We start from the raw sequence: 11,692 nt of genomic DNA on the forward strand, positions 1-11,692 counted from the left end.
TAAATATCGCAGAATATCAAGGGTTTTTTAAAAATTTATTTCACGGATTCAGGTTATTGTTAATGATGTCAGCCAGGACGCAGTACCGATTTTATGGTAAATTAATATTCAGAAAAGGGGTTGTTTTTGGGGAGGATAACGGCAATGAGTTACAAGCTGATTGGTCGGCGGCTGCAGCTGGCCCGGGAGGAAGCCGGGCTCAGCCAGGAGCAGCTGGCGACCCGCCTGGGTTGTTCCCAGTCCACCCTGTCCAATTATGAAAAAGGCAAGCGGCGCTTGTATTTGGCCCAGTTGGAGAAGATTGCCCGGGTGCTAAACAAGCCCCTGGAATATTTCATGCAGCCTCTGACAGAGGAGTGGCCGGAGCAAAACCTGCCGGATGTACCCGGGCGTAAAGCAGCCGGGAGCGAACCGCCGGAGAGCCCCAACCCGATACTGCCGGAGGCCGATGCGCAGAAAATCCTGCAGGCGCTGGCCGCGCTTTCCCCGCCCCACCGCCGGCTAGCCGTTGATTTTATCCTGTGGTTGAAGAAACGGGAGGAGGAAAACAATGGTAAGCTTTGAACTCACCCCGACCCAGGAGGAACTGCGGGAGGAAGTGCGATCCCTGGTGCAGGAAAAAATTGTCCCGGCCGCCCTGTCGGCCGACCGGCGGGGGGACCTGACGTTTGACCGTTCCCTGGCCGAATTGCTGGCGCAAAAAAACCTGCTCACTCCTACGGTGCCCCGGGAATACGGCGGCCGGGGGCTGGACTATTTCACCACCGCGCTGCTGCTGGAGGAAATCAGCGCCGGCTGCGCCGGGCTGGCGGCAGTGGTGACGGCCAACATCCATGCTGCCAGTCCGCTGATTCTGGCCGGCAGCCCGGAGCAAAAACAAAAGTACCTGCCGCTGCTGACCGGACCACAGGCCAGTCTGGCCGCCTTTGCCCTGACCGAAAAGGCGGCCGGCTCGGATATGGGCGCCCTGGAAACCAGCGTCACCCCCTACCGGGAGGAAGGTGCCACCCCCGGCGCAGGCAGCGGACAGCGCTGGCTGCTGAACGGCAGCAAAGACTATGTGATCAACGGCGGAGTGGCCCGCTTTATTACCCTCTTTGCCACCACCAATCCGTCCAACAAAAGGGGCAGTCTGCTTTCCCTGCTCGTGCCCGGCGATGCGCCCGGCCTGCAGGTGGGCACAGTGCGGCAGAAAATGGGCATCCGCTACGCCCACACAGTACAGCTGTTGTTTAAAAATGTCCGCCTGAACGAGGAAAACATCATCGGCCGGCCGGGCAGCGCCTATCTTTTGCTCATGCAGACCTTCGACCGGGGGCGGGCCCTGGCCGGCGCCATCGGCATCGGCATTGCCCGGGCAGCCTACGAATACGCCCTGCAGTACAGCAAAGAGCGCATCCAGTTCGGGCGTCCGGTGTTCTCCCACCAGGGAGTCTCCTTCACCCTGGCCGAACTGGCCACCAGCATTGAAGCCGCCCGCCTGCTGGTGTGGAAGGCCTGCTGGCTGATTGACCGGGATCTGGACTACTCCATGGCCTCCTCCATGGCCAAGCTGGCGGCCAGCCGGGTGGCCGTACAGGTGACGGCCAGGGCCATGGAGATCTGCGGCGGCAGCAGCTACCTGACCGGCCACCCGGTGGAAATGTACCTGCGCGACGCCCGGGTGCTGCCCATCATTGAAGGAACCGACAATGTACAAAAACTGGTGATCACCTCGCTGCTGTGAAACCACGGGCCGGACATGACCGGCAGCAGGTCGGCGGCGGCCCGGGTGTTCATGTCTGTAACAGCACAGCCCCCACTGCACGGCGGGGGCTGCGTATTTCAGCGAACGGCCGCTTTCAAAACAAACCGGCCACAGCTCTGTTTTTCTGGATGCGCTCCCTGAAGAACCTGCCTGAGCCCTTCCTGACCCACCAGGCGCATAATTTCCTGCACCGGGATCACCCCGGGAACCGACCTTTCATGGCTGGCATAAGCCCGAATGCTGGCCACGCAGCCCGGACGCAGCTCCTCCCGCCCCTGCACCAGTACGAAAAATTTGCAATCCTCACAAAGATGAATGGCCTTTTCCCGCATCTGGGGCAGGTACAGGCGGTGTTTTTCCCACAGCGTGTTGTTCTTGATCTGCATCAAGCTCCCCTCCTGCAGCGACACCCCTCGGAAAATGGTCTTTTCACCGTGCCGGCTCTTGATGGCATCACAGGCCTGGCTCAATCGCACCTGCCGCTCCTGGCGGCCGAACAAATCGAGCTGCCTGTACCAACTGTGCACCAGACCGCCCAGGGTAACCCCCACCAGACGTACCGGCTGGCCCTCGCTCCAGTGGCGATCCAGAAGCAGACAGGCAGCCCAGTAAATGTCGTCCTCCAGGTCGGTGTAGTAGTGCAAACTGGTAGAACGGGTGAGGAAGTGAAACTCGCTGTCCCGCAGAGTGAGCGATACCGTCCTCCCTCCGTAACCTCCCTGGCGCACCCGCCGGGCCACCATCTGGCACAATTCCAGAATGACCGTCCGGATCTGCTCCCGGGTACAGACATCCCGGGGCAGAGTTTTTTGCTGCCCGATACTGCGGGAAACATCCAGCGCAGCGGGACTGACCGGCGAGCAGTCCTCCCCCCGGGCACAGTGCCAGAGTGTTTCCCCGTTTTTACCCCAGCGCTGTTTAAGAATCTGCACCGGAAAGGCCGCCAGATCACCAATGGTGCGAATACCGTAGTTGCGCAGGTGTCGTTCGTAGTGGCTGCCCACACCAAACAACTCCCGCACCGGGCGATGGTAAAAAGCCCGCCGGTAATCCTCCAGGGTGGGCAGCCAGGTCAGCCCGTCGGGTTTTTGCAGGCCGGCGGCCATTTTAGCCACCAGCTTGTTGGGGCCCAGGCCCACACTGCAGTATAGACCGGCCTCCCGGCGGATGCGCTGTTTGATCAGGGTAGCCGTTTCCAGGGGTGTTCCCCACAGGTGCAGCACAGCGGTGAGATCCAGAAAGGCTTCATCAATGGAAAATGGTTCCAGCAGATCGGTAAAATCGCGCAGAATGCCCAGAATGCGGCTGGAATAGGAAACATACAGGCGATAGTCAGGCTTAAAGTAATGCGCATCCGGACAGAGCACCCTGGCTTCACCCACCGCCATGCCGGTTTTCACTCCTTTGGCCTTGCAGGGATAGGAACAGGCCAGTACAATACCGGTGCGCTGGGCCGGATCTCCGGCCACGATCACCTCTTTCCCTTCCAGGGCCGGGTTCTCGGCCTGGTGACAGCTGGCAAAGAATGAGTTCATGTCCACCAGGGCAATCACACGCTCCATGCCACCACTTCCCGGAACGGGTGTTTTTAGAATAATAGTACGACAAACATTAGTTTTGTGTCAAGGAGCGAACAGTACCTGTGTTCCAGTTAATTTATGGGAAGAAAAAAGCAGCCTGCACTCCGGCTGTTCGGACAGCCAGCGTGAAAGCTGCTTTTTATGCCAACCTGTTTCCCCGCATCCTGGCCTTAAGCCGGATAGAACTCCGAACCCTGGGCGGCCAGTTCCAGATCCACTTTGATTTTTTTGGCCATTCTTTCCTGGAGAAACTGTGGTGCTACCTGGGGGAACAGCGCTACCGAGATCACATCCTCGGGCTTTTCCATGTAAGGTCCTGCTTCCTGCCTGGCTTTGGGCAGCTCGGGTTCAATCAGATCAGCCGGTCGGCAGGTGATGGGTTCCTCATCGCCAATGATTTTCTTACGCGCTTCTTCGTTTACGGGAGCCGGCGGTCGACCGTAGTAACCGCGCATATAATTCTTCACTTCATTGGTGGCCATTTTATAACGCTCGCCCAGGATCACATTGATGGCCGCCTGGGTACCCACAATTTGACTGGACGGTGTTACCAGGGGAGGGTAGCCGAAATCGGCCCGCACTCTGGGCACCTCGGCCAGCACCTCGGGCAGCTTGTGCAGAGCGTTCTGCTCCTTGAGCTGGTTGATAAAGTTGGAGATCATCCCGCCGGGCACCTGGTACTGCAGCACATTGGTGTCCACACTGGTGGAAGCATTATCGAACTGGGCATAATGCTTGCGCACCTCTTTGAAGTAGTCGGCTATTTCCGACAGCAGGGCCAGATCCAGTCCCGGATCATGCGGAGTATCCTTCAGGGCCGCCACCATGCTTTCGGTGGCCGGTTGGGAGGTTTGCAGGGCCATGGAGGAGATGGCGCAGTCAATAACGTCTACACCTGCCTCTACAGCTTTCAGATACGCCATCGAGGCCATACCGCTGGTATAATGGCAGTGCAGCTGTACGGGAATGCTCAACCTTTCCTTCCAGCCCTTGATGATCTCGTAGGCCGGGTAGGGAGCCAGAATACCGGCCATATCTTTCAGACAGATGGAATCAGCCCCCAGTTGCTCCAGTTCCTGCGCGGTGCGCATATAAAAGTCGAAGTCGTGCACCGGGCTGATTGTATAAACCACGGTAGCCTGAGCATGAGCTCCTTCCTGTTTGACCACCCGGATGGCCCTTTCCATGTTGCGCACATCGTTTAAAGCGTCGAAGATGCGGAAAATATCCAGCCCATTATAGACCGTGTATTTGATAAACTCATCCAGCACATCATCCGCGTAATGCTTGTAACCCACCACATTCTGGCCGCGCAGCAGCATTTGCAGGCGGGTCTTTTTAAAATGACGCCGCAGTACCCGCAGCCTTTCCCAGGGATCTTCATTCAGAAAGCGCAGGCAGGAATCAAATGTAGCCCCACCCCAGACCTCGGCAGAGTAAAATCCGGCGTCATCAATCTTCTCCACAATGGGCAACATGTGTTCCAGCTTCATGCGCGTAGCCAGCAGCGACTGGTGACCGTCGCGCAGTGTGGTGTCGGTTATCCGCACCGGTTTTTTATCGGTTGTCACAGATATCCTCCCCTTTTTTCGCATGCCGGAGCATGCCAGGAAGTTGTGTATGCACAACATTGTATACTGGTAAGGTGAGTGCACCGGGAAACCGATTGCCCAACCGGTCCCCCGTCTTGCTGATCAGCCACCTTCGCGGTTTAAAACTGCACGTATTCATGCATGGTTTGCATCACCTTGCGCACGGACTGGATCGATTTGTCCAGAGCTTCCTTTTCCTCGGGTGTCAGATCCACTTCAATCACTTTTTCCACACCCGCACCACCGATAATTGCCGGAACGCCGAAATACATGTCGGTTTGTCCGTACTCGCCATTCAAGTAGGCTGCTACCGGCAGAATACGCTTTTTATCCTTGAGCACTGCTTCCACCATCTGGATGACCGAGGCCCCGGGGGCGTAATAAGCACTGCCCGACTTCAGGTAGTTAACAATTTCTGCACCACCCTTGCGGGTCCGTTCAACAATAGCCGCAATCCGGTCAGCCGGGATGAGCTTTTCAATCGGTATTCCCCCGGCATAACTGTAGCGCACCAGCGGCACCATGTCATCGCCATGCCCGCCCAGAACGAACGCGCTGACATCTTCAAAGGAGATGCCCAGCTCCAGAGCGATAAAAGTTCTGAAGCGGGCCGAGTCCAGCACGCCGGCCATGCCGAATACTCTCTGGGGCGGCAGGTTGCTGGCCCGCATGGCCGCGTAGGTCATCACATCGAGCGGGTTGGTAACCACAATGATAATAGCGTTGGGCGAATAGCTGGCGGCCTGGCGGGCGCAATCAGCCACAATGCGCGCATTGGTGGCCAACAGATCATCCCGGCTCATGCCCGGTTTGCGAGCAATACCGGCTGTGATGACCACCACGTCGGAACCGGCTGTATCAGCAAAATCGTTGGTGCCTTTGATGTAGCAATCATAGCCTTCCACAGGGGCCGCTTCCATCAAGTCCAGAGCCTTGCCCTGGGGAATCCCTTCCACCACGTCAATCAGCACAATGTCGCCCAGCTCTTTGCTGGCCGCCCAGTGCGCACAGGTCGCTCCCACATTGCCGGCTCCCACAATGGTAATTTTATTGCGTTTCAAAACATCCAACCTCCCACATCTCGTAAATTAATGCTGTGCCCGGCAGCTGTTGTTAACCAATTACCACCAGAACATCGCCGTTGTTCACGGTCTGACCTTTTTGCACTTTAACTTCTTTGACCACTCCGTCCACCGGCGCAGTGATCTCGTTTTCCATTTTCATGGCCTCCAGAATTACCAGACCATCACCGGCTTTAACCTGGTCGCCCACGCTAACTTTGACCGCATTGATATTACCCGGCATAGGTGCGGTCACCACACCTGCTCCGGCCGGCGCAGCCGGTGCGGGCGCCGGGGCAGGAGCAGCCGGCTGTGCCGGCTGGCGGGCAGTGTTTACCACCGGCGGTACCGGCGGTGCAGCCACCACGGGGCCGGGAGCTGCGGGCGGGGTATATGATGGAGCAACCGGAGAGTTGCCGATCTCTTCAATTACAACGTCAAACACTTCCCCATTTACTGTTACCTTAAATCTGGCCATGCTTTAACCTCCTTGAATAATGTTGGCGAAATCACAGGGACCGGCAGATTTTTTGCTAAAGCTTGACTAACTCCCGCCGGCGCATATTTTCAATAATACCAGCTCTTTTCCACAGATTACCTGACGGTGCAGTCTGCTGGCGGCGAATAGAAGCAATTCTCTGCCCCGGCTGCAAATATCCGCCGGCAACCAGGGCGGCCGTGATGGCGGCAACCACCTGGGGCGAAGGATGTGCGGACATATTTACGCACCTCCTCATTAGACCGGCAGATTGCCGTGCTTTTTGGCCGGCCGGTTTTCTCTCTTGCTGCTGTAAATATCCAGTGCCCGGATGATCTTCTCCCTGGTATCGCGCGGATCAATTACATCATCTACATAAGCCCTGGCCGCCGCAATATAGGGATTGGCAAACTTTTCCCGGTACTCGGCCGTCAGCTTGGCGCGCATTTCCGGCGGATTCTCCGCATTGGCAATTTCATTGCGGTAAATAATATTAACCGCACCTTCTGGACCCATCACGGCAATTTCAGCCGTAGGCCAGGCATAGACGGTGTCGGCCCGCAAACTGCTGCTGCACATGGCCAGGTATGCCCCGCCATACGCTTTGCGCAGGATGATGGTTATTTTGGGAACCGTGGCTTCTGAATAGGCATAAAGCATTTTGGCTCCGTGTCTGATGATGCCGCCATACTCCTGCGCCGTGCCGGGCAGAAAGCCGGGAACATCCATAAATGTAACCAGGGGGATGTTGAAGCAGTCACAGAAGCGGACAAAGCGCGCAATTTTATCCGAAGCATTGATGTCCAGGCAGCCGGCCAAATATTCCGGCTGGTTGGCAATAATCCCCACCGACTGGCCGTTAATCCTGGCGAAACCCACCACCGCATTGCGGGCAAACAGCGGGTGCACCTCCAGGAAAGAGCCGGCGTCAACCACCAGATTGATGATGCGTTTAACATCATAGGATACGTTGGGCGAGTCAGGAATAATTTCCAGCAGTTCATCCGGATGGCCCGTCGGTGCCTGCGGCGCGTAAACCGGGGGATCCTCCAGGTTGTTGGAGGGGAGGTAACTGATCAACTGCCTGACCATGTTCAGGCAGTCGGTTTCGTTTTCGGCAATGAAGTGAGCCACCCCGCTGGTCTGGTTGTGCGTCAGAGCACCGCCCAGCACTTCCATGCTCACCTCTTCGCCGGTTACGGCCTTGATCACCTGCGGCCCGGTAATAAACATCTGGCTGATGCCCTGAACCATAAAAATGAAGTCGGTCAGGGCCGGCGAATAAACCGCTCCCCCGGCACATGGCCCCATAATTACCGATATCTGGGGGATAACTCCCGAGGCAATGGTATTGCGGTAGAAGATCTCACCATAGCCGTTCAGAGCGTCAACGCCTTCTTGAATGCGGGCCCCGCCCGAATCATTCAGGCCGATCACCGGTGCTCCCACTTTCATGGCCTGATCGAGCACCTTGCAGATTTTGGCCGCATGGATGCGCCCCAGGGAGCCCCCGGCCACAGTGAAATCCTGGGCAAAAACAAAGACCTTGCGCCCATCAATCATTCCATAGCCGGTGACCACCCCTTCACCGGGATTCTTTAAATTCTTCACATTTTCATCACCGGCAAAGGTATCGATCTCCACGAAACTGCCCGGATCAAAAAGCCGGGCGATTCTCTCCCGGGCAGTTTGCTTGCCCGCCTCATGCTGCTTCTCAATTCTTTTGGCACCACCGCCGGCGTGTATCTGTTCCCTGAGCTTGTTCAATTGCTCCAGTTTATCGTGCATTTACAACCCTCCCGTTATTTTCGCTCACACAGCTCCACCAGAGTACCCAGCGATGCCTTGGGATGGATAAAAGCAATCAGCGCTCCCCCGGCCCCTTTCCTGGGTATTTCGTCAATCAAACGCACACCCCGGGCTTTGAGTTCCTCCAGCTTTTCCGCCAGATTTTCCACCCGGAAGGCAATGTGCTGTACACCTTCCCCGTTCTTTTCAATAAACCTGGCCACCGGGCCATCCGGAGTCATGGATTCCAGCAGTTCCACCTTGCTCTCTCCCAAAGGCAGAAAAGCCACGCGCACTTTCTGTTCCGGTACTTCCTCGATACCTTTGACCGTAAGACCCAGCACCTGTTCATAAAATTCAATGGCCTGCTGGAGATCTTTCACAGCAATGCCGATATGGTCAATTTTGCTGATCACTGGGGCCACCTCCTGCCGGGCCGGCCACGCCCAATTTTTGCCGAATGTAATCCACCACCAGTCTGGTAGGGGTTCCCGGACCGAATATTTCGGCGATGCCGGCCTCTTTCAGCACGGGTATGTCTTCATCCGGAATGACCCCACCACCCAGTACCAGCACATCCTCCGCTCCCTGCTGGCGCAAACCCTCAACCACTGGAGGGAAAAGATACAGGTGGGCACCGGACAGGCTGCTCAAGGCCACCACCTGCACGTCTTCCTGCAGGGCCGCTTCCACAATTTGTTCCGGGGTCTGCCTTAGACCGGTATAGATAACTTCCATGCCGGCATCCCGCAGGGCCTGGGCGATCACCTTGGCCCCGCGGTCGTGCCCGTCCAGCCCCGGTTTGGCCACCAGCACGCGGATAGTTTTTTCCGCCATCACATTCCCTCCTAGAAAACTATCTGCTGTTTATACTCACCGAATACTTCTCTCAAGACTCCGCAAATTTCCCCCAGGGTGGCGTACTGCTGAACCGCATGGATGAAGTGGGGCATCAGATTTTCGGTAGTGCTGGCCGCTTCGCGAATATTCTGCAGAGCCCGGGCTACCGCCTGGTTGTCCCGTTCCGCCCGCAGCTTCTGCAGCCGGGCGCTCTGCTTCTCGCCCACGGCCGGATCCACCCGCAGCAGGTTGCGCGGCCGTTCTTCCTGCATCTGGAATTTATTTACCCCAATCACCACTTTGCGCCCGCTTTCAATATCCTGCTGGTAGCGATAGGCGCTGTTCTGGATTTCTCTTTGCATGAATTCTATGGCCTCCGGTGCTCCACCCATCTCGTCAATCCGGTTGATGTATTCTAAAGCCTTCTCCTCTATCTGGTTGGTCAGAGACTCCACATAGAATGAACCACCCAGCGGATCCACCACATCGGCCACGCCAATTTCATAGCCAATCACCTGCTGAGTGCGCAGGGCAATCAGCACCGAGTCCTCATTGGGCAGGGCCAGCGCTTCATCGCGGGAGTTGGTGTGCAGCGACTGGGTTCCGCCCAGCACAGCGCTGAGCGCCTGGTAGGCCACCCGCATGATGTTCACATCGGGTTGCTGGGCTGTCAGAGTGCAGCCAGCCGTTTGGGTATGGAAGCGCAGCATCCAGGAACGCGGATTTTTCGCTCCGAAGCGCTCCTTCATAATTCTGGCCCATAGCCGGCGGGCCGCCCGGAATTTGGCTATTTCCTCGAAAAAGTTCAGATGGGCGTTGAAGAAGAAGGACAGTCGCGGCGCAAAGGTATCCACATCCAGTCCGGCATCAATGGCCGCCTGAACGTATGCTATCCCATCAGCCAGTGTAAAAGCCACTTCCTGCACCGCTGTGGACCCGGCCTCCCGGATGTGGTAACCACTGATGCTGATGGTGTTCCAGTTGGGAATGTTCCGGGCACAGTAGGCGAAAATATCGGTAATCAGGCGCATGGAAGGAGCGGGCGGAAAAATGTATGTGCCCCGGGCGATATATTCTTTTAAAATGTCATTTTGAATGGTCCCGTTTAAGGCCGCAGGATCCACGCCCTGCTTCTGGGCCACGGCAATGTACATGGCCAGCAGGATGGCTGCCGGAGCGTTGATGGTCATGGATGTACTAACTTTTTCCAGGGGTATGCCGGCAAACAGCGTTTCCATGTCCTGCAGGGAATCAATGGCCACCCCCACCTTGCCCACCTCTCCCCGGGCCATGGGGTGGTCGGAGTCGTAACCAATCTGGGTGGGCAGGTCGAAAGCCACACTCAGCCCGGTTTGCCCCTGTTCCAGCAAATATTTAAAACGCTCATTGGTTTCTTCCGCCGAACCAAAACCGGCATACTGGCGCATGGTCCACAGCCGGCCCCGGTACATATTGGGCTGTACGCCCCGGGTAAAGGGATATTCCCCCGGCAGTGCCAGATCCCGGGCATAATCGGCTCCGGCCAGATCATCGGGTGTATAGACAGTATGCAGACTGATGCCGCTGTCCGTAACAAATTCTGCCTGTCTTTCCGGTCTTTTTTGCCGCTGGGCGGCCAGTTTTTCCTCCCACCGCTTTTTCTGGCTGGCTATGTCTTGAATAAAACCTTCATTAAACAAGCTCATCTAGCCCTCCTTTCACCGCACAGAGCGGGGCATATTTAATATTCTAACCCAGGGCCTGCTTGATTAAGCCCGGCACTTCAAAAGGCAGGGTGGCCACAGCGACACCGGCCGCCTGAAGCGCCTGAACTTTGCCTTCAAACGTACCTTTGCCGCGCTCGATGATCGCTCCGGCGTGTCCCATTCTCTTGCCCGGCGGGGCGCTCTTGCCGGCAATGTAGGCAATCACCGGTTTGCTCATTTTTTTAATAAACTCGGCCGCCTCTTCCTCGGCATTACCGCCAATCTCCCCGACCAGCACCACGGCTCTGGTTTCCGGGTCTTTGTCGAATTTTTCCAGAACATCAATAAAGGACAGGCCGACTACCCGGTCGCCACCCAGCCCCACAACCGTGGATTGTCCCAGTCCATTGGCCGAAAGGTTGGAAACTATCTCGTAAGTGAGGGTGCCGCTGCGGGCCACCACTCCCACCGGGCCCGGCTGGAAAAACTGGTTGGGCGGTATGCCGATTTTGCATTTGCCGGCCGAAACAATACCAAAAGTATTGGGGCCGATAATGGTCGTGCCTTTTTGCCGGGCGAAAGCAATAATCTGCATCTCGTCATGTACGGGAATGTGTTCGGTGATGATCACCACAACCTTGATCCCGGCATCAATAGCCTCAAAGGCGGCATCTTTGGCCAGAGCAGCCGGTATAAACAGGCAGGCGGCGTCCACCTTCTGCTCTTCCAGAGCGGCATAAACCGTGTCATAAACGGGAACGCCTTCGACTTCCTGCCCCCCCTTGCCAGGCGATACACCGGCGACAATCTTGGTACCAAAATTCAGCATTTGCCGGGTGTGGAACCGGCCCTGATTGCCGGTAATCCCCTGTACCAGGACATGAGTGTTTTCATCTATAATAATGGCCATTTTCTTCCCTC

Annotated in this window: 12 protein-coding genes; 2 read left to right on the forward strand and 10 right to left on the reverse strand. The window is 56.8% G+C overall.

The window, feature by feature from the left end; translation table 11 throughout:
* The first annotated feature begins 144 nt into the window (after positions 1-144).
* Together ACUVTU_RS03340 and ACUVTU_RS03345 are read left to right on the forward strand one after the other, a co-directional pair.
* A complete protein-coding gene (locus ACUVTU_RS03340; RefSeq protein WP_445888551.1) occupies positions 145-564 on the forward strand; it encodes a helix-turn-helix domain-containing protein in 420 nt (139 codons plus the stop codon).
* Positions 551-1,726, forward strand: a complete 1,176-nt coding sequence (locus tag ACUVTU_RS03345) for an acyl-CoA dehydrogenase family protein (RefSeq protein WP_445888552.1) — start codon at positions 551-553, stop codon at positions 1,724-1,726. The genes ACUVTU_RS03340 and ACUVTU_RS03345 overlap by 14 nt, the downstream gene beginning before the upstream one ends.
* A gap of 98 nt (positions 1,727-1,824) precedes the next feature.
* On the opposite strand, the gene ACUVTU_RS03350 is transcribed toward ACUVTU_RS03345, so the two are convergent.
* The 10 genes from ACUVTU_RS03350 to sucD form a co-directional block, all read right to left on the reverse strand.
* Positions 1,825-3,309: a DNA polymerase IV gene (locus tag ACUVTU_RS03350; RefSeq protein WP_445888553.1), complete on the reverse strand. Its 1,485-nt coding sequence runs from the start codon at positions 3,307-3,309 to the stop codon at positions 1,825-1,827.
* 188 nt (positions 3,310-3,497) lie between these two features.
* Entirely contained in the window at positions 3,498-4,898 is a 1,401-nt protein-coding gene (locus tag ACUVTU_RS03355) for an oxaloacetate decarboxylase subunit alpha (RefSeq protein WP_445888554.1), read from the reverse strand.
* Between the two features lie 140 nt (positions 4,899-5,038).
* Positions 5,039-5,980: a malate dehydrogenase gene (mdh, locus tag ACUVTU_RS03360; RefSeq protein ID WP_445888555.1), complete on the reverse strand. Its 942-nt coding sequence runs from the start codon at positions 5,978-5,980 to the stop codon at positions 5,039-5,041.
* A gap of 52 nt (positions 5,981-6,032) precedes the next feature.
* Positions 6,033-6,458 carry a biotin/lipoyl-containing protein gene (locus tag ACUVTU_RS03365; RefSeq protein WP_445888556.1) on the reverse strand — a complete coding sequence of 142 codons (426 nt, stop codon included), beginning with the start codon at positions 6,456-6,458 and terminating at the stop codon, positions 6,033-6,035.
* 55 nt (positions 6,459-6,513) lie between these two features.
* Positions 6,514-6,699 carry a hypothetical protein gene (locus ACUVTU_RS03370; protein ID WP_445888557.1) on the reverse strand — a complete coding sequence of 62 codons (186 nt, stop codon included), beginning with the start codon at positions 6,697-6,699 and terminating at the stop codon, positions 6,514-6,516.
* A 17-nt stretch (positions 6,700-6,716) separates the two neighbouring features.
* Positions 6,717-8,246, reverse strand: coding sequence for an acyl-CoA carboxylase subunit beta (locus ACUVTU_RS03375; protein ID WP_445888558.1), 1,530 nt, complete (start codon positions 8,244-8,246; stop codon positions 6,717-6,719).
* 14 nt (positions 8,247-8,260) lie between these two features.
* Positions 8,261-8,662, reverse strand: coding sequence for a methylmalonyl-CoA epimerase (gene mce, locus ACUVTU_RS03380; protein WP_445888559.1), 402 nt, complete (start codon positions 8,660-8,662; stop codon positions 8,261-8,263).
* The gene (locus tag ACUVTU_RS03385) at positions 8,646-9,083 is read right to left on the reverse strand and encodes a cobalamin B12-binding domain-containing protein (RefSeq protein WP_445888560.1); all 438 of its coding nucleotides are present in this window, start codon (positions 9,081-9,083) and stop codon (positions 8,646-8,648) included. The genes mce and ACUVTU_RS03385 overlap by 17 nt, the downstream gene beginning before the upstream one ends.
* A gap of 11 nt (positions 9,084-9,094) precedes the next feature.
* Positions 9,095-10,771, reverse strand: coding sequence for an acyl-CoA mutase large subunit family protein (locus ACUVTU_RS03390; RefSeq protein ID WP_445888561.1), 1,677 nt, complete (start codon positions 10,769-10,771; stop codon positions 9,095-9,097).
* Between the two features lie 43 nt (positions 10,772-10,814).
* Positions 10,815-11,681 carry a succinate--CoA ligase subunit alpha gene (gene sucD, locus ACUVTU_RS03395; protein WP_445888562.1) on the reverse strand — a complete coding sequence of 289 codons (867 nt, stop codon included), beginning with the start codon at positions 11,679-11,681 and terminating at the stop codon, positions 10,815-10,817.
* Positions 11,682-11,692: the final 11 nt, after the last annotated feature.

This window comes from Desulfurispora sp., assembly GCF_052744395.1.

What these genes read in the sequence shown, in the direction of transcription:
- ACUVTU_RS03340 (WP_445888551.1), top strand. Translation starts at nt 145, where the DNA reads ATGAGTTACAAGCTGATTGGTCGGCGGCTGCAGCTGGCCCGGGAGGAA.
- ACUVTU_RS03345 (WP_445888552.1), top strand. Translation starts at nt 551, where the DNA reads ATGGTAAGCTTTGAACTCACCCCGACCCAGGAGGAACTGCGGGAGGAA.
- ACUVTU_RS03350 (WP_445888553.1), bottom strand. Translation starts at nt 3,309, where the DNA reads ATGGAGCGTGTGATTGCCCTGGTGGACATGAACTCATTCTTTGCCAGC.
- ACUVTU_RS03365 (WP_445888556.1), bottom strand. Translation starts at nt 6,458, where the DNA reads ATGGCCAGATTTAAGGTAACAGTAAATGGGGAAGTGTTTGACGTTGTA.
- ACUVTU_RS03370 (WP_445888557.1), bottom strand. Translation starts at nt 6,699, where the DNA reads ATGTCCGCACATCCTTCGCCCCAGGTGGTTGCCGCCATCACGGCCGCC.
- ACUVTU_RS03375 (WP_445888558.1), bottom strand. Translation starts at nt 8,246, where the DNA reads ATGCACGATAAACTGGAGCAATTGAACAAGCTCAGGGAACAGATACAC.
- ACUVTU_RS03385 (WP_445888560.1), bottom strand. Translation starts at nt 9,083, where the DNA reads ATGGCGGAAAAAACTATCCGCGTGCTGGTGGCCAAACCGGGGCTGGAC.
- ACUVTU_RS03390 (WP_445888561.1), bottom strand. Translation starts at nt 10,771, where the DNA reads ATGAGCTTGTTTAATGAAGGTTTTATTCAAGACATAGCCAGCCAGAAA.
- sucD (WP_445888562.1), bottom strand. Translation starts at nt 11,681, where the DNA reads ATGGCCATTATTATAGATGAAAACACTCATGTCCTGGTACAGGGGATT.